The sequence below is a fragment of the Oxalobacteraceae bacterium OTU3CINTB1 genome, from assembly GCA_024123955.1.
GTDB lineage: Bacteria > Pseudomonadota > Gammaproteobacteria > Burkholderiales > Burkholderiaceae_D > Rugamonas.
In genome coordinates this window covers 3,975,920-3,994,672 of record CP099652.1, presented here as the reverse complement: position 1 = coordinate 3,994,672, position 18,753 = coordinate 3,975,920, and the positions used below count along the sequence as shown (strand labels likewise).

The 18,753-nt window shown below is 63.0% G+C and carries 17 protein-coding genes; 9 read left to right on the top strand and 8 right to left on the bottom strand.

All coding sequences use genetic code 11. The features are described 5' to 3' along the window. Window positions 1-37: 37 nt before the first annotated feature. On the top strand, window positions 38-1,435 hold the full coding sequence (locus tag NHH73_17325; GenBank protein USX24381.1) for an L-serine ammonia-lyase: 1,398 nt from the start codon (window positions 38-40) through the stop codon (window positions 1,433-1,435). A gap of 9 nt (window positions 1,436-1,444) precedes the next feature. Here NHH73_17325 and NHH73_17320 read toward each other — a convergent pair whose 3' ends face one another. Continuing rightward, window positions 1,445-4,585, bottom strand: a complete 3,141-nt coding sequence (locus NHH73_17320; protein USX29646.1) for an EAL domain-containing protein — start codon at window positions 4,583-4,585, stop codon at window positions 1,445-1,447. 237 nt (window positions 4,586-4,822) lie between these two features. Here NHH73_17320 and thrC point away from each other — a divergent pair, with 237 nt between their 5' ends. Genes thrC through moaD form a run of 3 tightly spaced genes read left to right on the top strand, consistent with a single transcriptional unit; the run spans window position 4,823 to window position 7,796 of the window. Continuing rightward, a complete protein-coding gene (thrC, locus tag NHH73_17315) occupies window positions 4,823-6,301 on the top strand; it encodes a threonine synthase (GenBank protein ID USX24380.1) in 1,479 nt (492 codons plus the stop codon). 2 nt (window positions 6,302-6,303) lie between these two features. Continuing rightward, entirely contained in the window at window positions 6,304-7,542 is a 1,239-nt protein-coding gene (locus NHH73_17310; protein ID USX24379.1) for a molybdopterin molybdotransferase MoeA, read from the top strand. Then, a complete protein-coding gene (gene moaD, locus NHH73_17305; protein USX24378.1) occupies window positions 7,542-7,796 on the top strand; it encodes a molybdopterin converting factor subunit 1 in 255 nt (84 codons plus the stop codon). Before NHH73_17310 ends, moaD begins: the two co-directional genes overlap by 1 nt. Before the next feature lie 70 nt (window positions 7,797-7,866). Here the strand turns inward: moaD and NHH73_17300 are convergent, their stop codons facing one another. Beyond that, window positions 7,867-8,085, bottom strand: coding sequence for a hypothetical protein (locus tag NHH73_17300; protein ID USX24377.1), 219 nt, complete (start codon window positions 8,083-8,085; stop codon window positions 7,867-7,869). 50 nt (window positions 8,086-8,135) lie between these two features. Here NHH73_17300 and NHH73_17295 point away from each other — a divergent pair, with 50 nt between their 5' ends. Next, entirely contained in the window at window positions 8,136-9,383 is a 1,248-nt protein-coding gene (locus NHH73_17295; protein USX24376.1) for a TIGR03862 family flavoprotein, read from the top strand. Here the strand turns inward: NHH73_17295 and NHH73_17290 are convergent. The 4 genes from NHH73_17290 to hpnD all read right to left on the bottom strand — a co-directional run bounded on the left by NHH73_17290 (window position 9,370) and on the right by hpnD (window position 13,368). After that, the gene (locus NHH73_17290; GenBank protein USX24375.1) at window positions 9,370-10,176 is read right to left on the bottom strand and encodes a DUF2807 domain-containing protein; all 807 of its coding nucleotides are present in this window, start codon (window positions 10,174-10,176) and stop codon (window positions 9,370-9,372) included. The genes NHH73_17295 and NHH73_17290 overlap by 14 nt on opposite strands. 11 nt (window positions 10,177-10,187) lie before the next feature. Further along, the gene (locus tag NHH73_17285; GenBank protein USX24374.1) at window positions 10,188-10,991 is read right to left on the bottom strand and encodes a DUF1700 domain-containing protein; all 804 of its coding nucleotides are present in this window, start codon (window positions 10,989-10,991) and stop codon (window positions 10,188-10,190) included. A 129-nt stretch (window positions 10,992-11,120) separates the two neighbouring features. Beyond that, window positions 11,121-12,470, bottom strand: a complete 1,350-nt coding sequence (gene hpnE / locus NHH73_17280; GenBank protein ID USX29645.1) for a hydroxysqualene dehydroxylase HpnE — start codon at window positions 12,468-12,470, stop codon at window positions 11,121-11,123. Between the two features lie 64 nt (window positions 12,471-12,534). Then, the gene (gene hpnD / locus NHH73_17275; protein ID USX24373.1) at window positions 12,535-13,368 is read right to left on the bottom strand and encodes a presqualene diphosphate synthase HpnD; all 834 of its coding nucleotides are present in this window, start codon (window positions 13,366-13,368) and stop codon (window positions 12,535-12,537) included. A gap of 108 nt (window positions 13,369-13,476) precedes the next feature. Here hpnD and NHH73_17270 point away from each other — a divergent pair, with 108 nt between their 5' ends. Next, the gene (locus NHH73_17270) at window positions 13,477-13,887 is read left to right on the top strand and encodes a VOC family protein (protein ID USX24372.1); all 411 of its coding nucleotides are present in this window, start codon (window positions 13,477-13,479) and stop codon (window positions 13,885-13,887) included. Here NHH73_17270 and NHH73_17265 read toward each other — a convergent pair. Further along, window positions 13,862-14,089, bottom strand: coding sequence for a hypothetical protein (locus NHH73_17265; GenBank protein ID USX24371.1), 228 nt, complete (start codon window positions 14,087-14,089; stop codon window positions 13,862-13,864). The genes NHH73_17270 and NHH73_17265 overlap by 26 nt on opposite strands. Before the next feature lie 189 nt (window positions 14,090-14,278). On the opposite strand from NHH73_17265, the gene NHH73_17260 reads away from it, so the two are divergent. Both NHH73_17260 and NHH73_17255 read left to right on the top strand, forming a co-directional pair. Further along, on the top strand, window positions 14,279-14,536 hold the full coding sequence (locus tag NHH73_17260) for a hypothetical protein (GenBank protein USX24370.1): 258 nt from the start codon (window positions 14,279-14,281) through the stop codon (window positions 14,534-14,536). A 529-nt stretch (window positions 14,537-15,065) separates the two neighbouring features. Then, window positions 15,066-15,719: a hypothetical protein gene (locus tag NHH73_17255; GenBank protein USX24369.1), complete on the top strand. Its 654-nt coding sequence runs from the start codon at window positions 15,066-15,068 to the stop codon at window positions 15,717-15,719. A gap of 407 nt (window positions 15,720-16,126) precedes the next feature. Here NHH73_17255 and NHH73_17250 read toward each other — a convergent pair whose 3' ends face one another. Further along, window positions 16,127-18,103, bottom strand: coding sequence for a glycoside hydrolase family 97 protein (locus NHH73_17250; GenBank protein ID USX24368.1), 1,977 nt, complete (start codon window positions 18,101-18,103; stop codon window positions 16,127-16,129). 205 nt (window positions 18,104-18,308) lie between these two features. Between NHH73_17250 and NHH73_17245 the strand changes: the two genes are divergently transcribed. Continuing rightward, window positions 18,309-18,632 (top strand): hypothetical protein, encoded by a 324-nt coding sequence (locus NHH73_17245; protein USX24367.1) that lies wholly within the window; start codon window positions 18,309-18,311, stop codon window positions 18,630-18,632. The last annotated feature ends 121 nt before the right edge of the window (window positions 18,633-18,753 follow it).

Genomic DNA, 18,753 nt, shown 5'->3' with positions numbered 1-18,753 from the left:
GCCGCGTAAATCTACACTATAAAAAGAGAGACAACTGATGGACATGAGCGTATTCGATTTGTTCAAGATCGGCATCGGGCCGTCGAGCTCCCACACGGTGGGACCGATGGTGGCGGCGCGCCGCTTCCTGCTCGACTGCGCTCCGCTGGACGATGTCACCGAGGTGAGTGCCGAGTTGTATGGCTCCTTGGCGCTCACCGGCATTGGCCACGCGACCGACAAGGCGGTGATTCTCGGCCTTATGGGCGAAACCCCGCAGGACGTGGTGCCATCCCGGGTCGACGCCCAACTGGCCGACGCCGAAGCGGCGGGAGAGTTAAAGCTGCTGGGTACCCACACGGTGCCGTTCAAACGGGGCAAGCACCTGATCTTCCATATGGCCGAGTCGCTCGCCGAACACCCCAACGGCATGCGTTTCACACTGAGCCGCGCCGACGGTTCCACCACCAGCAAGGTCTATTACTCGGTCGGCGGTGGCTTCATCAAGGAGGAGGGCGAAGCGCCGCAGATGCCTTCGAGCGGCGAAGGAGCAGATCACACTCCGTCGATTCCGTACCCGTTCGATACGATGGACCAGCTGCTGGCGCATGGCGAGAGAAGCGGCCTGACAATCCCGCAAATGCTGCGCGCGAACGAACGCCGCAAGCGCAGCGAGGATGAACTGAACGCCGGCATCGACAAGATCTGGCACGTTATGCGCGACTGCATCGCCCATGGCCTGGACACGGCCGGCCGGTTGCCGGGCGGTTTGAACGTCAAGCGGCGCGCGGCCGATTTGTGGACGCAATCGCAATCCAGCGCCAGCCAGGCGAACCAATTGCCGCACGACGCGCTGCACCAGGTCAGCCTGTACGCGATGGCCGTCAACGAGGAAAACGCGGCCGGCGGGCGCGTGGTCACGGCGCCGACCAACGGCGCGGCCGGCATCATTCCGGCGGTGCTGCGCTACTACGCGGAAGACTGCAAGCCGAGCGACCCGGTCACGGGCATCCGCGATTTCATGCTGACGGCAGCCGCCATCGGCATGCTCTGCAAGCGCAACGCGTCGATATCGGGCGCGGAAATCGGTTGCCAGGGTGAGGTTGGCGTGGCCTGCGCGATGGCGGCGGCGGGCCTGGTGGCGGCGCTGGGCGGTTCCAACAACCAGATCGAGAACGCCGCCGAAATCGGTATCGAACACCATCTCGGCATGACCTGCGATCCGATCGGCGGGTTGGTGCAGATCCCCTGCATCGAGCGTAACGGCATGGGCGCGGTCAAGGCGATTACGGCGGCGTCGCTGGCATTGAAGGGCGACGGCACCCATTTCGTCAGCCTCGATGAAGTGATCGAAACGATGCGCCAGACCGGCGCCGACATGCAGGCCAAGTACAAGGAAACCTCGCTCGGCGGCCTGGCGATCCACGTCATCACCGTCAACCACGCGGCCTGCTGACGCGCGAACTTACGCAACCACCTCCAGCATCAGCTGCCGGAACGCCTGTTCCGGCACCGGCTTGCTGAAGTAATATCCCTGCATCTCGTTGCAATGCTGCTGCTGGAGGAACTCCAGCTGTTCGACCGTTTCCACGCCCTCCGCAATCGTCTTCAGGCCCAGGCTGCGCGCCATGTTGATGATGGCGCTGACGATCGCCTTGTCCTCCGCGTCGGTGCTGATATCGCGCACGAACGACTTGTCGATCTTTAGCTTGTACACCTTGAACTTCTTCAAGTGACTGAGCGACGAATAGCCGGTGCCGAAATCGTCGATCGACATCCTGATTCCACGCTCGTGCAGGTTGTTCATCATGGCGATCGCGCCTTGCGGATCGTTCAGCGCCACGCCCTCGGTCAGCTCCAGCTCCAGATACTCCGGCGGCAAGCCTTCCTCCTGCAGGATCTGCGTGATCAGCTCCGGCAGATCGGTATTGCGGAACTGCGTCGCCGACAGGTTGACCGCCATGACCAGCGGCGGCAAGCCGTCGTCCAGCCAGGCGCGCGCCTGCCGCACCGCCTGGCGCAGCACCCACGCGCCGATCGGCAGTATCAGCCCGCTCTCCTCGGCGGCGGGGATGAACTCGGCCGGTGACACCACGCCCAGCTCCGGCGTCGACCAGCGCAGCAGCGCCTCGGCGCCGATGATGCGCTGGTCCGGCAGCGACACCTGCGGCTGATACACCACCTGCAGCTGGTCGCGCTCCAGCGCGTAGCGCAGCGCATTGACCAATTGCAGATGCCGCGCCGCCCGCTGCTGCATGGCGGCGGTGAAGAAGCGGAAGTCGGCCCGCCCCGCGTGCTTGACCTGGTACATGGCGGCGTCGGCGCGCTGCAGCAGCGTTTCCATGTCGGCGCCGTCGGCCGGATACAAGGCGATGCCGATCGACGCTGTCACCTTCAGGTCGTGCGTGCCGACGCGGAAAGGCTGGCCGATCAGTTCCATCAGCTTTCGCGCCACTTCGGCGGCGTCCTGCGACTCCGCTTTTTGCAGCACGAAGATGAATTCGTCGCCGCCCAGGCGCGCCACGATGTCCTCCTCGCGCAGGCCGTGGCGCAGCCGCTTGGCCAGCTCGCACAGCAGGCCGTCGCCGACGCTGTGGCCGAGCGAGTCGTTGATGTCCTTGAAGTGGTCCAGGTCGAGCATCATCAGCGCCATCGATTCGCGGTTGCGGCGCGCCAGCGCCAGCGAGTGCAGCGTGTGCTCCTGCAGCTGCGCGCGGTTCGGCAAGCCGGTCAGCGGATCGAAATGCGCCAGGTACTGAATCCGCTCGTCGGCCAATTTGCGGTCGGTGATGTCGCGCGTGATCCCGAGCAGCATGCGCTGCTCGCCATTGGCGCCGTTCATCGGCGCGGCGTGGGTCTCGAGCCAGCGCTGGCCGCCCTTCAGGCCCTGGACCCGGAATTCCAGATGGCCGTTCTCGCCGTTGATCACGCGCTGGTGCAGCGCGATGAAGGCGTCGCGGTAGTCGGGCAGGATCAGGTCCGTCAGCACGTGCTTCTGTAGCTCCTCCAGCGATTCCGCCTCGAGGATCTTCAGGCCCGCCGCGTTCATCTCCAGCAGCCGGCCGTGCGCATCCACCACCTTGATGCATTCCGGTTCGGTCTCGATGATCGTGCGCAGATGCTGCTCGCTTTTGCGCAGCGAGGCCTCGGTCAGCTCGCGTTTGCGTTCGTGGTCGAAGTTCTTCAGCGCGAATTCGATGTCGAGCGCCATTTCGACGAACAGGTCGCGCACCTCGGCGTCGAATACCTCCGGGGTGGTGGAATAGGCGGAGAAGAAGCCGACGATCCGGCCCTGGCGCCGCAGCGGCAGGTGGGCCGACGCCGCCCAGCCATAGCGCGCCGCGCGCGCATGCCATGGCGCGGTTTCCGGCGACTTCAGGAAGTCCTGGCACCAGTACGGCTCCCCGTTGCGGTGGCACACGCCGATCGGCCCGCGCCCCTCCGGCAGCTGCTCGTCGAGCGAGATGCCAAGATTGTTCAGGTACTCGGTGCCGTCGCCGGCGCTTGCCGCCGGCGAGACGTTGTGCGGCTGGTCGTCGCCGGCGGCGTCGATCATGCCGATCCATGCCATCGACATGCCGCCGTAGGTCACCACCGCGCCGCAGATGTCGTCGAACAGTTCCTGCTCGCTGGTGCTGCGCACGATGGACTGGTTGCATTGGCTCAGGGCCGCGTACAGGCGGCCGACGCGCTGCGAGCGCGCCAGCGCCAGCCCGCGCTCCGAATCGAGCCTTGCCAGGTTTTGCTGCATGCCGGCCAGCCAGGTCCAGACGCTTTCCCCGGCGCCATCGCGCACCGCCAGTGGTTCGCTGACGTCGCCGTGTCCGAGGCGTTCGATGGCGCCTTGCAGCTGTCCGACCGAACAGCCCAGCGCCGAATCCAGATTGCGCTTGGCGCGCCATAGCAGCGCCAGCATCGCCAGCGCGAACAGCATGAAGGCCGCCCTGGCCAGGTTGGCCGCCGACGATGCCGATTCGACCGCCTGGCGTGTGCGTCGCTCGACACTGTCGTTCACCTGGGCGATCGGCTCCATGATCGCCGCCTTGGCGTGGTGATAGGTGTCGTCGTAGAGCAGCGCCAGGGCGGCGGCGACGGCCAGCGCGTCGTCGCCGCCGAAGTCGCGCATCGCCAGCGCCTTGTTCTCGATCGCCGTCAGGCGGTCCGATTCGTCCTTGGCGCGGGTTAGCAGAGACAATTCGGCAGGCGTGAAATTGGTTTCCTGTATCCGCACCATGAGCGCGACGGGCTGGCCAGCCTCCCGGGGGCGCTGCTGCTCATCGATCACCAGATCCCAGTAGACGTTGTCGTAGCGTTGCGGGCGCGGCTTGCGGCCGTCGCGGATATCGATGATTTCTTGATAATTTTGCCGGTAACGCGGGTCCCCTGTCGCCACGTAGGTACGCGCCATGCGGGTCATGTCGTCGGAGGACTGGCGCAGCTCGTCGACCAGGTTGCGCGACACGTAACGCAGCTCGTTGGCTTCGTCGATGCGTTTTTCGGTCCACACGTAGAGCAGGAAGGCGATGGTGACAATGAACAGGGCGCTAAAGCAGGCCCACAGGATGCGGGCGAAAGGGGCTGCTTTGCGGCGTGCTGGGGACTTCATCATCATCGATTGCGGCGGCGGCGGAAAATGGCGGGGGTGGCCTGCCCAGTATATTGCCGGAATGACAGACAAACCAGTGCGGGACAACCGAACATGCCAGTCCGGGCCTGCGCATAACCATAAAACAACGGCAATCGCACCGGAAACGGCGAGGCGCACTATAATATCCGCTCGCTTTGTAACGTTCTGCCAATAGCTGCCAGCCAACCTTGTCAGCCCAACCGGACTTTCTAATCTATGCAATACGTGTCTACCCGCGCCGCCGCATCGGCCGCTTCGTCGTCTCCCCAACAATTTTCGGACATTCTGCTTGGCGGCCTGGCCGCCGACGGCGGCCTGTTCCTGCCGTCGGCCTACCCGCAGGTGACCGGCGCGGAACTGGACGCATGGCGCCAGCTGTCCTACGCCGACCTGGCGTTCGAGATTTTGAAGAAGTTCGCGACCGACATTCCGGAAGCCGATCTGCGCGCGCTGACCGCCAAGACCTACACCAAGGAGGTCTACCGCAACGCCCGCGCCGGCGAAAAGGCCAGCCAGATCACGCCGTTGCGCGTGCTGGAAGAGGGCGACAATGGCACTAAACTGGTGCTGCAGGCGCTGTCGAACGGCCCGACGCTGGCCTTCAAGGACATGGCGATGCAGTTGCTGGGCAATCTGTTCGAGTACACGCTGTCCAAGCAGAACGCGGAACTGAATATTTTCGGCGCCACCTCCGGCGACACCGGCAGCGCCGCCGAATACGCGATGCGCGGCAAGAAGGGCATCCGTGTCTTCATGCTGTCGCCGCACCAGAAAATGAGCGCCTTCCAGAGCGCGCAGATGTTCAGCCTCCAGGACCCGAACATCTTCAACATCGCCATCGAAGGGGTGTTCGACGACGCCCAGGACATGGTCAAGGCGGTGTCCAACGACCTGCCGTTCAAGACCAAACAGAAGATCGGCACCGTCAATTCGATCAACTGGGCGCGCGTCGTGGCGCAGGTGGTGTACTACTTCCGCGGCTACCTGTCGGCCACCACGTCGAACGAGCAGAAGGTCTCGTTCACCGTCCCGTCGGGGAACTTCGGCAACATCTGCGCCGGCCACATCGCCCGCATGATGGGCCTGCCGATCGACAAGCTGATCGCCGCCACCAACGAAAACGACGTGCTCGACGAATTCTTCCGCACCGGCGTGTACCGCGTGCGCAAGTCGGCCGAGACCTATCACACCAGCAGCCCGTCGATGGACATCTCCAAGGCGTCCAACTTCGAGCGCTTCATCTACGATCTGGTTGGCCGCGACGGCGAGCGCACCCGCGCGCTGTTCCACAAGGTGGAGACGCAGGGCGGCTTCGACCTGTCGGGCAAGCCTGGCAGCGACGGCGACGAATTCAAGCTGGTGTCCAAGTACGGCTTCAAGTCCGGCAAGTCGACCCATGACGACCGCCTGAACACCATCCGCGACGTCGCCGACGACTACGGCATCGTCATCGACACCCACACCGCCGACGGCATCAAGGTCGCGCGCGAAAACCTGGAACCCGGTGTGACGATGATCGTGCTGGAGACCGCGCTGGCGGCCAAGTTCAACGAGACCATCCTCGATGCGCTGGGCGAGGACGCCGAACGTCCGGAAGGCTTCGAGAACATCGAAGACCTGCCGCAGAAATTCGTGGTCATGAAGCCCGACGTCGAGAAGATGAAGGCTTACATCGCGGCCAACACCGGTCTGTGATCATGAGCGCACCGCTGTCCCCGTCCAAGCATCAACCGAGGCCGATGCTGGCCGTAGCCGAGGCGCAGGCCTTGATGCTGGCCGCCGCGCGTCCCGTGGCCGACATCGAAACGTTGCCGACGCTGAACGCCAACGGCCGCATCCTGGCCCACGCGCAGGTGTCCGGAATGAATGTGCCCGGCATGGACAACACCCAGATGGACGGCTACGCGGTACGCGCCGCCGATTGCGCCAGCGGCGAGGCGGTGTTGACGGTGTCGCAGCGGATACCGGCCGGCCATGTCGGCCAGCCTTTGCTGCCGGGGACCGCCGCGCGCATCTTCACCGGCGCCCATATACCGGAGGGCGCGGACGCCGTCGTCATGCAGGAGCAGTGCGAGTTGGTCGGCAACCTGGTCACGGTCAAGCACGCGCCCAGGTCCGGCGAATGGATACGCCGCGCCGGCGAGGACATCACCAGCGGCAGCGTGATCCTGCCTGCCGGCGCGCGGCTGCGCAGCCAGGAGCTGGGGCTGGCCGCGTCGGTCGGCCTGGCCGAATTGCCCGTCAAGCGCAAGCTGCGCGTGGCCGTGTTCTTCACCGGCGACGAGCTGACCATGCCGGGCGAGCCGCTGGCGCCGGGCGCGATCTACAATTCCAACCGCTTCACATTGCGCGCGCTGCTGGAGAACCTGGGCTGTGAGATCACCGATTTCGGCATCGTGCCCGATTCGCTCGAGGCCACGCGTTCTGTGCTGCGCGAAAGCGCCCAAGGGCATGATCTGATCATCACTTCCGGCGGCGTGTCCGTCGGCGAGGAAGACCACATCAAGCCGGCGGTCGAGGCGGAGGGCAAGCTGAATATGTGGCTGATCGCCGTCAAGCCGGGCAAGCCGCTGGCGTTCGGCGAGGTCAAGGACGCTTTTTTCCTCGGCCTGCCGGGCAATCCGGTGGCCAGCTTCATCACCTTCCTGATGTTCGTGCGGCCGTTCATCCTGCGCTTGCAGGGCGTCTCCGGCGAGATCGCGCCGCGCGCATTCCAGATGCGCGCCGATTTCGACATGCCGAAGGCCGACAGGCGCAACGAGTTCCTGCGCGCGCGTATCAACGCGGGCGGCGGACTCGAATTGTTCAGCAACCAGAGCTCCGGCGTGCTGACATCGACCGTCTGGGGCGATGGCGTGATCGACAATCCTCCCGGCACCACCATCTCCGCCGGAGACATGGTCCGGTTTATTCCGTTTAGCGAGTTAATGTACTGATGGCTGTTACCGTAAAATTTTTCGCCAGTGTTCGCGAAGCCGTGGGCGCCTCGTCCGAGACGCTGGACCTGCCGGCGTCCGTGACGACGGTCGGCCAGCTGCGCGCGCACCTGGCGGCGCGCGGCGACGCCTGGCAGCAGGCATTGGGTAGTCCGGCCTTGCGCATGGCCTGCAACCAGGTCATGTGCGGCGCGGAGAGCGCCGTCGCCGACGGCGCCGAGGTGGCGTTCTTCCCGCCGGTGACCGGCGGCTGAGTCAACAGGTGGCCAGGCAAACCCGCACCGCCACCCGGGGTCTGACCCCTTGGGGTCAGACCCCATCGGCTTAGGGTTTGCGGGGTTGCGCTGCTGCGGCGCGCTCGGCTTCGCGATTGCGGCGCCACGCGCTCCATGTGAACAGCGCGGCCGCCATCAACGCCCAGGCTGCGGCGCTCAGATAGTCATTGCGCGAGGTCGAGCCCTTGAACCATTCGACGGCGGCCAGTATCGCAAACAACGGCACGGCGGCCAGCAGATAGCGTTTAATCCAAAAAGCAGTGCCCATCATGTCTCCATTAATATTGTTCTTCATCTCGATCGTATCGGACCGAATGCATGCAGTCTAGTTTGACACCTTTTCGCGTCGCCGTCATCGGTGGCGGGCCCGCAGGGCTGATGGCCGCGCAAACGCTGGCGCAGGGCGGCGCGCAGGTGGACGTGTATGACGCGATGGCGTCGGTCGGCCGCAAGTTCCTGCTGGCCGGACGCGGAGGGATGAACATCACCCACGCGGAGCCGTATGCGGACTTCGTGCCGCGCTACGCCGGCGCCGCCGCCGCGTTGCGGCCGATGCTGGATGCCTTCGGCCCGCAGGCCGTGCGCGACTGGGTGCATGGCCTTGGGGTGGAGACGTTTGTCGGCACCTCCGGCCGGGTTTTTCCGACCGATATGAAGGCCGCGCCTTTGCTGCGCGCGTGGCTGCACCGGCTGCGCGAGGACGGCGTGCGGTTTCACATGCGGCATCGCTGGCTGGGCTGGCGCGATGGCGCCTTGCTGCTGCAGACGCCCGACGGCGAGTTGACGGTGAGCGCGGACGCGGTGGTGCTGGCGTTGGGTGGCGCCAGCTGGGCGCGACTGGGTTCGGACGGCGCCTGGGTGCCGCTGCTGGCGGCGCGCGGGGTCGACGTGGCGCCGCTGGCGCCGGCCAATTGCGGCTTCGATGTCGACTGGAGCGAGCATTTCAGCGGCCGGTTCGCGGGCGATCCGCTGACCACTGTTGCGATCATCTCCAAAGGGGCGGATGGCGTGGAATTCCGCAAGCAGGGACAGTTCGTCGTCACAGCGGGTGGCGTCGAGGGGAGTTTGATTTATGCGTTGTCGGCGGCTTTGCGCGATCAGATCGTCGCCGATGGCAGCGCGACGATCTATCTGGATTTACTGCCGGATTTGTCGGCGGAGCGGGTTGCCGATGAAGTCACGCGGCCGCGCGGCGCGCGGTCGCTGGCCAGTCATCTGCAAAGCCGGTTGGGAATAAAGGGCGTTAAGGCGGGGCTGCTGCGCGAATGTTTAAGCAAGGACGAATACGGTGATCCGGATATGCTGGCGCAGGCGATCAAGATGCTGCCGGTGCGGCTGGTGCGGCCGCGCCCGATCGACGAGGCGATCAGCAGCGCCGGCGGGGTGCGTTGGGATGCGCTGGAGGGCACGATGCTGAAGGCCGCGCCCGGAGTGTTCGTGGCCGGCGAGATGATCGATTGGGAGGCGCCGACAGGTGGGTATTTGCTGACGGCGTGTCTGGCGAGCGGGCTCGCCGCCGGACGCGATGCCCTGGCCTGGAAAACCGTTCGTTCTATTCCCAGCTGACGTCACCCGAACCGCTGCGGTTCACATTGCGCTGATCCGGATTGCCCAGCACCCGGATGTCGCCGCTGCCGCGCAAGGTCAAATCCGCCGACTGCTTGGCGAAGACATGGCTGGTGCCCGAACCCTTCAAGTCCACCGTCACTGTGTCCGCCGCCAGATGGCGCGCATCCAGGTCGCCGGAGCCGGTCAACTGCGCGTCCAGCGTCTTGCAGCTGCCCGACGACTTGATCTCGCCCGAACCGACCAACTCCAGCTCCACATGCTCGCTGCTGCCGGCGTTCAGATGCAGGTTGCCGCTGCCATGCGCGCCGGCGACCAGATTACGATAGCGCCCAGAAAAGTTCACATTGCCCGAGCCGTGCAGCCGCAGCTCCAGCCTGTCGCCGCTGAAACCGGACACCTTGGTGTCGCCGCTGCTGCGCACCGTCAGCTCCTCCAGCATCGGCAGCACCAGCTCCACCTGCAAGCGGTGTTTTGGATTGAGCAGCATGCCCTTGGTGCCGATGTGCAGATCGCGCCCGTCCTGGATGGTTTCGATATTGGCCAGCGAGCGCTGTTCGCCGCGCACCTTCATCGATGCCGTCGGCCCCTGGGTCAGTATCAGGTCGATCGGCCCCTCCAACACCACGGTCACCGCCATCGCGTCGACCTTGCGGGTTTCGCCGCTCAAGGTGCGGCCCGCCACGCTGGTCGGACTGGTGGTGCCGTAGGCCTTGAGCATGCTGTACGTCACGCCGATCAGCAAGAACGACAGCAGCAACAGCCCGATTCCGATTTTGAGTAATGCACGCATTTGATACCTCCCTAGCGTCCGCGCAGCAGCGACATGTTCATCGCCGCATACCGTCGCAAGCCGATCACGGTGTAGCGCGTCAGCACGATGCTGATCAAACACAGACCGATGCCGGCCAGGATCAAGCCGAAACCGATGAAAGTCTGCGTGGTGCGGGCGCCGCTGTCGAAATCGGTGGTGATGTGGACGTCGCCCGAGGCCACCGCCTCGGCGCGGTCGAACAGGCGGCTGGCCCGGCTGGTTCCCTGCACGGTCTCGGCGCCGGTTTCGCCGTCGCCGTCTGGCGCTTTGCTGACCTGGATGCCCATGTCGTTGATGGCGATGCGCCAGCTCTTGGCCTCGGCTTCCTCTTCCTTGGTGTCGAAACGGGAATGGGTCAGGGCCATGACGTGGTGCAGCGGACCTTCAAGCGACAGTTCGTTCTGGCCCGACAGGCCGCTGGCCGTCACCGCCACGCCGCCGATGTAGAACGCGAAGGCCGACACATAGACGGCCAGCAACATCGCGGCGTACACCATTGCCGGAATGACCATGAACAGGTTGAAAATCGCCAGGCCGACGAACGACACCAGCATGCGGACCAGGTTGGTCGGCGTTTTCTTTTGCTGAAAAGAATTTAAGTGGGCCGAGGCGCGCAGGGTCATCGCGATCTTGCGCGGCTCGTCGAGCTCCTTGTAGACCTCGGCTTCGCTTCTGCCGGCCACCAGGCCGTCGATAAAGCGCTGCTCGTAATAGGCCAGCGTCTTGGCCACCGTCTCCGGTGGCAAGCCCTGCATCGCCTGCTTGAGCGCATCGAGGTATTGCTGCTTGCTCATGATGTGTTCCAATGACGTCTTTGTCGATGGTGCAACTGTACGCAGATCGCCGTCCCCATGCCAACGCCATGTGACAGGCTGCACAAATAGCGGGGCAGGCGACGGAAACCGGGCACCGGACGGGAAGGCTTAGGTGACGCCCTTCAAATGGGCGGCCGCCGCGACGCCGCTGCGCACCGCCGATTCGAGGGTGGCCGGGTAGTCGCCGGCCGTGTAATCGCCCGCCAGCGCCAGCCCCGGCAGGCCGCTGGCATTGCGTGGACGCACCAGACCAGGCGAACTGGCGTAGGTGGCGCGCTTTTCGGTGATGACTTTGAACCAGCTCGGCCGGCCCAGTTCGGGCCGTTGGAACGCCGCCGCCAGCTGCACCGCGACCGCTTCGGCCAGCAAATCCTGCGCCTGCGCGGCCACGCCGGCCGAGGCGCTGATGACCACCGCCAGCAGCCCGGCCTGGCTGGCGTCGAGCTGGCCACGGTCGAACACGAACTGGCCCCACTGGTAATTGTGCGGGTCTTCGAGCAGCGCGAAGAACGGCAGCGCCAGCCGGGTGGCGGCGTCGTATTGCAAGTACACGGTGGTGATGGCTTCGGACTCGAACGCCGTCAACTGGGCGCACACCCCCGTGGTGTCGCAGTCGGGCACGGCATGCAGCAGCGCGGCGGCCTGGGCGGCGCCGGTGGCCAGCACCACGCCGTTGAAATAGGTGCTCCAGGTGCCGCCGACGGCCGCGCCGCTGACGTCGACCTGCCACAGCCGGCCTTCGATCGAACGCAGCGCCTGCACCTTGGCGCCGGTGCGCACGGCGCCGCCATGCGCGCGCAGGAAGGCCGAGGCCGCATCCGGGAACAGCGCCGACAGGTCCGCGCGCGGCAGCAGCATGTCCGAGGCGTGGCGTTTCCCGCCCAGGCTGTCGCGCAGCACGTTCAGGAAGATCTGCGCGGAGGCGCGCTCCGGCGGCGTGTTCAGCGCCGCCAGGCACAGCGGGCGCCACATCAGCTGGATCAGGCGCGGGGTCTGGTCGAAACGCTCCAGCAGTTCGCTGACGCTGCAGTCGGTATTGAGCTGCCAGCGCATCCAGCGTGCCGTGCTCGAGAAGCGCGCCAGGCTCATTTTGTCGGCGCGGTCCAGGCCTTTGCTGCGCAGCAGCGCGATCGCGAGGTGCAGCGGGGCCGGCAGGCGCGGCGCGACGAAGTCCATGCCCCCGCCGCCGGGCGGATAGCGCATTTGCAGCGGCAACGTCAGCAGGGTTTGGTCGCGCTCGACGCCGACCAGCTTCATCAGGCGCAAGGTCTCGCTGTAGGCGCCGAGCAGGATGTGCTGGCCGTTGTCGAGCAGCTTGCCGTCCGTCTCGACGCGGCGCGCGCGTCCGCCGAGCGTGCGCGCCGCCTCGAACAGGGTGACCTTGAAGCCGGCCCGCGCCAGCTCGACGGCGGCGGCGCAACCGGCCCAGCCGCTGCCGATGACGGCAACCGAGCGCACATTGGACGGTTCGGCCTTCGCGGCCGAGCGTTTTTCTTCCGGCGACCCGGTCACGGCGTCGTCGTTAACCACGAATATAGGTCTTCCACGCGAGCCACAGTTTGCGGATGGGCGTGAGCGAAATGCGCTGGGTGAGCACGTGGTAGCCGTCGTCCTGCACCTCGGTCAGCAGGGTGCGGTAGATGGCGGCCATCATCAGGCCGGGACGCTGGGCGCGCCGGTCTTCCTTCGGCAGCAGCGCGAAGGCGTCGTCGTAGGCCTGCTGGGCGCGGGCAACCTGGAAGGCCATCAGCTTTTCGAAGTTCTCGCTGTGGCGGGCGTTGAGCAGGTCGGCGGCGGTCACGTTGAACTGTTGCAGCTCGTTGATCGGCAGATAGATGCGGCCCTTGCGCGCGTCCTCGCCCACGTCGCGGATGATGTTGGTCAGCTGGAAGGCGTGGCCCAGTTTTTCCGCGTACTTCAGCGTCTCTGGCCGGGTTGCGCCAAAGATGCTGGCCGACAGGATGCCGACCACCGAGGCCACGTGCCAGCAATACGTGGTCAGGGCCGGATAGTCGAGATAGCGTGTCTGGTTGAGGTCCATCTCCATGCCGTCGATGATGGCTTGCAGATGCTGCTGTTCCAGGTTGTAGATCGCCAGGTGGGGGTGCAGCGCCTGCGTGACGGGATGGCTTTGTTTGCCCTCGTACATGTTGGCGATTTCCTTGCGCCACCACGCCAGCTTGATGCGGGCCACCGATTCATCGGTGCATTCGTCGACGGTGTCGTCGACCTCGCGGCAAAAGGCATACAGGGCGGTGATGGCTCGGCGACGTTCCGGCGGCAGGAACAGAAAACTATAATAAAAACTGGAGCCGCTCTGGGCGGTCTTTTGCTGGCAGTAGTCGTCGGGGGACATGAATAAAAAAGCAAGGAATGACTATCGAAGCCGCTATTCTATAGTGTTCAGCGCGCGGATGGGGGCTGGGTTATAGTCGCCATTTCGTTATTTGGCGGGAGGGGCGCGATGATACAGATCCGGGAAATCGACCATATCGTTTTGCGGGTGATCGAACTGGAGCGGATGCTGCATTTCTACGGAACCGTGCTCGGCTGCCCGGTGGAGAAACGGCAGGACGCCATCGGATTGGTGCAGTTGCGCGCCGGCGCCTCGATGATCGACCTGGTGCCGGTCGACGGCAAGCTAGGCGCAATGGGTGGCGCGGCGCCGGGCGCGGAAGGCCGCAATGTGGATCACTTTTGCCTGCGGGTGGAACCGTTTGACGAGCCTGCGATACGGGCGCATCTGACGGCGCACGGGGTGGAGGCGGGCGCGCTCGAGTCGCGCTACGGCGCCGAAGGCGAGGGTCCGTCGATCTATTTGACAGACCCAGAAGGTAACGTGGTCGAACTTAAAGGCCCGCCGGCATCCGGTTAGCGCGACGGCGGCCTGGCGGGTCGGACAACACGCGGACGATGACATTGACGGGGATCGCACGGCGCACCAAGAATTCCGACGCGAACGCCTTGCCGTGGCTTTGCTGCAGGCGCACGCCGAGCTCGACGATTTTGGACGTTTCGGTATCCGGACGCTGCGACTGGCCCATTGCCATGCCGAAGTAGGAATTATGTGACAACATGATGACACCTCGTAATTTTCCTCGAACATAACACAACAAGTTGATATTGTGCAGCGGCAACGATTAAATCGTGTGAGGCTTATTATTGCCGCGAAGGCGAGATCGATCTGGACGGCTTGAGCCAGGCGGTCGACGACGCGTATGCCAGCTTCGGGCATGTTCGTTTGCTGATCGAGACTTGCGCTAGAGGTGCTGTCGCAGGAGCTCGGCGAGCGCAACCGCCAGCTGCTCGGGCAGCGGTCGGAAAAGCAGCAAATGATGGATCGATTCAGCATCCGCTACGTCGGACTGCGCGACCTGAACAGTAAGCTAGAGAAGTCCCGCCACCAACTGATGCTATCGCACAAGATGTCAGCGATCGGTCAATTGGCGGCCGGCGTCGCGCACGAGATCAACAAATCCATCGGCTATATCAACTCCTTTTTTCCCACCTTCCAGCGCAAGTGAGCCAGCATTCTGGACGCGGCAATGCAGTTGTTGAAATTGCGACGAATTATGGTAAATGAACAACGAAAATCGTAGCGATATTTCTAAATTTACATTACATTCATAGTGCAATATCAAAAAAACTACACTACTAGGGGTAATGATGAAAAATAAAGGACTCTTGATTTCATTGCTGTCGTGTGCTGTGCTAATGGGGTGCGCGAGCAGTGATCGGATTTTGCGACCGGAACACGTTACATACGTTCCATGGGATACTAATCCGGCGGAGGTTACCATTGCTGGCCAGAACGTGTACCTAAAGTGCCTAGATAAACGAGATAGTCTAAGTCAGTCGGAGAGCCCGAAAGCGGAAAACAGTTGTCTGTACTATTCGGTTGATGAACGAACTATATTTAAGGGTTTCGCCAGCATTAACACTCCACCGTCCGAATTATCCTCTTTGCGAAACTCTTATATTTCATTTCTCTTGAATTTGTCTGAACACAACTGCACGACGTTCTTGAACCGGGCATTTGCTAGCAAATCCGAAATGGATACCTCTTCGCACACGTTCAATGACGTTCTAACCGGCCTGAGTGCAGCTTCGGCCAGCGCCCAGCCTCACGCCGCGGCAGGTTTGAGCTTGGCAAACCTTGTGATTGGAAAAACGGTGGACAACATCAACTCCACCTATTATTTCGAAAAAACTTTCCAGGCGCTAGCTTCGTCGATCCAGGCAGAAAGGGAAGAAAGAAAGGAAGCAATAAGAAAAAATCTCAACCAGCCCATTGCTGACTTTACAATGTACGATGCTTTGGCATTGGTACATAGATATGACAACGCATGCTCCATAAGAGTGGGGTTGGAAAAATTACAGGGTATCGCTCAGGAAGCCGCCAATAAAAATGCGACGATTGCAGCGAAAACGACGCAACTCGACCTAAAGGAGAAGGAACTATCTTCGACTAAAGCGACCGTCGACGCGCTTACAACTAAACTGGTTACCTTAGTCGGCAGTATAAACGGGCGGCAGTCAGGAATTGTTGTGGCAGCGTTCAAAAAATTAAAAGCGGCTAAAAATGAAAGCGAACGCAAACTTGCAATTGGTGAAATTGAGGGAATTCTTTTGTCAAACGAGGGAAATATCGAGAAAATCGAAACCGCTGCTGGCGAGTTGCAAACTACAGTAGGCACGTCGCCGTGACGGACGCCAGTTCCTTGAGTGCCTCTTGAGGTCTTACGTACAAAGCTCGAGGGTTGAGCCTTCCGCCCACCCTCGACCTTCCACCGCGTACTACTGTGATTGATTGGCGCAACGGGAGGTGGAAGGTCTTAGCCGCGTTGCGCCCAGTGGCAGCGAGCTTAGGCCCACTACATTCTGCAATGTCTGAATGCAGGCACGGAATCGCGAGTGCGCTGGACGATGCTTGGGCTATCAATAAACTATCGAATTGCACAAAGCACGGCACAGCAAAAATGGCGCGGGGCGTCACGTTCCGCCTACCGGTGCCAACATGAACCGCTACGGCGGCCGGGACGCGGCGCCAAGCGTCAAGCGCCGCTCCAAGACATGATCGGTGATCGGTGTTACGACTATCGCCCCCCCCGGACCTAGCGTTTGATCACCGCCACCGCGCCGCCGGACGGCGCCAGCGTCAACGTCAGGCTTCCGGTCACCGAGACTTTGCTGTCGCTCGCCTTCAGACGGGTCGGATCGGCGCCATCCTGCAGCACGCGTGCGTTGAACGTGCCCTTGCCGAGGAACGACAGCGGCACCTTCACCGTGCGGCCCGCCTCGTTGGTCATGGCGCCGATGTACCAGGTGTCGCCCTTGCGCCGCGCCGAGACGATGTACTGGCCGATGTCGCCGGACAGGATGCGGGTCTCGTCCCATGACGTCGGCACCGTCTGGATGAACTCCGCACCGTCGGCGTTGGCGTAGGCGGCCGGGGCGTCCGACACCATCTGGAACGGGCTGTCATAAACCACGTACATGGCGACGGCCTGGCCGCGCGTGGTCATCACCATCGGCTCGTGGTTGCGGTGCTTGAAGTTGGCAGGCGTGGTGTTGCGGAAGCCGCCCGGCGTGTAATCCATCGGCCCCAGGATCATGCGGGTGAAAGGCAAGGTGACGTTGTGGCCCGCCGTGATGCGCGCGCTCCACTTGTTGTTCTCGGCGCCGAGTACGCCTTCTTGCGTGATGTAGTTCGGCCAGGTGCGGTTCAGGCCGGTCGGAGGATAGGCGCCGTGCAGGTTGACCATCAGGTGGTGCTTGGCCGCCTTCTCCAGCACTTTGTGATACCAGTCGACCATTTCCTGGTCGTTGCGGTTCATGAAGTCCACCTTGACGCCCTTGATGCCCCAGGCTTCATACTGCTTGAAGGCCGCGTCCATCTGGTTGTCGAGCTGCTGCCATTGCAGCCACAGCCACACACCCACGCCTTGCGATTTCGCGTACTGGAGCAGGGCGGGCATGTCCATTTCCGGCTTGCCGCGCGTGACGTCGGCGTCCGCGTTCGGTTCGATATCGCTGCCCACCGACCATCCCTCGTCGATCAGGATATCGTCCAGCTTCATGCGCTTCGAAAAGTCGATGAAGGCCTTGTAGGTGGCGGTGTTGACGCCCGCGTTGGGCACATCGACGGCCCAGTCGTTCCACCAGTCCCACGACGTTTTGGCCGGCTTGATCCAGCTGGTGTCCTGGATTTGCGACGGGGCGGCCAAGGTGGGAATCAGCGACGAGGCGGCCAGGTCGCCCGGCGCGTCGGCCAGCATCACCACCCGCCACGGCGTCTGGAAGCCCTGGCCCTTCAACTGCACGCTGGCGGAGATGGTTTTGCGGGAGCGGAAGTTGCGGTCGTTGTCGAAGCGCGGCGGCAGCGTCACCGCCACGCCCAGGCCGGCGTCGCCGCGTCCGGACAGGAAGAAGCCGGGATAGTCCTTGACGTCCGACTCGGCGATCGCGAAGGTCGTCTGGCCGGCGCCGGTCTTGCAGACCAGCGGCGAGATGTAGTGGTGGAAGTTACGGAGCTTCGATGCCTTGGTCTGGTCATACTCGGCCTCGAAGCTGGTGTCGAAGCGGCCCATGTTGGCGCCCCAGCAGTCGTAGTCCTTGGCGAAGTTGAACTGGGTGTTCTCGCTTTTCACCTTGACCGCCTTCAGGCCGGGTTGTTCGGGCAAGGTGTAGCGGAAGGCGACGCCGTCGTCGTAAGCCCGCACCAACAGGTGGAAGTTGAACGGTTTGCCGGCGGCAGCGAACGCCAGGTCGGCGTGGGTGTAGCGGTCGGGCGCGCTGCGCGCCTTGCCGACCACGATGTCATACGTCTCGTTGACGTTGCCGCCGGTGCGGCCGGTCAGCTTGGCGCCGGGGCCGATGGTACCGATGTCCAGGTTGAGTCCGAGCGGCGAAGGCTCGATGATCACTTTGCCGTTGCGGCTGACCGAATAGGTCAGTTTATCGCTGTCGATGGTCACCACGTTGCTGCCGGCGGGCGACTTGACAGTGATGGTTTCGGCGTTGGCGCTCGCCATGGCGGCAACAACGGCGGTCATCGCGATGAATGTGGCCGCGCGGACGTGATCTGTCATGTTGGGGGTCTCCGATTTTTATGATGGATAGTCTAATTGCCCCTCATTCTCCAAGAAACTTGCCACTACGGCAATTGCGAATTTCACCAAGCGACGGCATGGAAAACCGCAAATGTCGGACATGGCTTGCTGTTTGGCGATTGGGCTGCGACGCGTGGTCGACGAAATTCGATAAAATGCTGCTTTATCCTTACTAGATGAAGTCATGCCAGACATTAAAGAATCCGATTGGAGACATGTGCGGGATCTGAAGCCGGTTCTGCTGGATCGTTATTGCAGGCGGATACTGTCAGAATTTGAAAAGATAGCCTCCAAGCACGACGAGCCGGCGCACCCGCGCTACCTTGCCTTGTTCAAATTAGTGGACGAGCGCGACCGCGAGCTCGGCGACATGTTTAACGATTTAAAACGCTCAAACGCCATTTTCAAGATCTTATTTTTGCGACAGAATGGCGTGTTCACTGAGGCGGAATTTGCGGGCTTCAGCGACGAGACCAAGAGTCGGATTACGCTTCTGCAAGGCGACTAACCAGCGGGGCCGGGGCCGACATTTATTCGGACATTCACTGTGGGCGGCGGAACTTTTTTTGCGCGCGAAAGTTCGTAAATGTCGGAATGTCGGGCCTGACCCCTCGGGGGGGCGTTGATCC

What these genes read in the sequence shown, in the direction of transcription:
- hpnD (USX24373.1), bottom strand. Translation starts at nt 13,368, where the DNA reads ATGTCCCCCGACGACTACTGCCAGCAAAAGACCGCCCAGAGCGGCTCC.
- NHH73_17285 (USX24374.1), bottom strand. Translation starts at nt 10,991, where the DNA reads ATGAGCAAGCAGCAATACCTCGATGCGCTCAAGCAGGCGATGCAGGGC.
- thrC (USX24380.1), top strand. Translation starts at nt 4,823, where the DNA reads ATGCAATACGTGTCTACCCGCGCCGCCGCATCGGCCGCTTCGTCGTCT.
- moaD (USX24378.1), top strand. Translation starts at nt 7,542, where the DNA reads ATGGCTGTTACCGTAAAATTTTTCGCCAGTGTTCGCGAAGCCGTGGGC.
- NHH73_17265 (USX24371.1), bottom strand. Translation starts at nt 14,089, where the DNA reads ATGTTGTCACATAATTCCTACTTCGGCATGGCAATGGGCCAGTCGCAG.
- NHH73_17245 (USX24367.1), top strand. Translation starts at nt 18,309, where the DNA reads ATGCCAGACATTAAAGAATCCGATTGGAGACATGTGCGGGATCTGAAG.
- NHH73_17290 (USX24375.1), bottom strand. Translation starts at nt 10,176, where the DNA reads ATGCGTGCATTACTCAAAATCGGAATCGGGCTGTTGCTGCTGTCGTTC.
- NHH73_17300 (USX24377.1), bottom strand. Translation starts at nt 8,085, where the DNA reads ATGGGCACTGCTTTTTGGATTAAACGCTATCTGCTGGCCGCCGTGCCG.
- NHH73_17310 (USX24379.1), top strand. Translation starts at nt 6,304, where the DNA reads ATGAGCGCACCGCTGTCCCCGTCCAAGCATCAACCGAGGCCGATGCTG.
- NHH73_17325 (USX24381.1), top strand. Translation starts at nt 38, where the DNA reads ATGGACATGAGCGTATTCGATTTGTTCAAGATCGGCATCGGGCCGTCG.
- NHH73_17295 (USX24376.1), top strand. Translation starts at nt 8,136, where the DNA reads ATGCAGTCTAGTTTGACACCTTTTCGCGTCGCCGTCATCGGTGGCGGG.
- NHH73_17320 (USX29646.1), bottom strand. Translation starts at nt 4,585, where the DNA reads ATGAAGTCCCCAGCACGCCGCAAAGCAGCCCCTTTCGCCCGCATCCTG.
- NHH73_17255 (USX24369.1), top strand. Translation starts at nt 15,066, where the DNA reads ATGGATACCTCTTCGCACACGTTCAATGACGTTCTAACCGGCCTGAGT.
- NHH73_17270 (USX24372.1), top strand. Translation starts at nt 13,477, where the DNA reads ATGATACAGATCCGGGAAATCGACCATATCGTTTTGCGGGTGATCGAA.
- NHH73_17250 (USX24368.1), bottom strand. Translation starts at nt 18,103, where the DNA reads ATGACAGATCACGTCCGCGCGGCCACATTCATCGCGATGACCGCCGTT.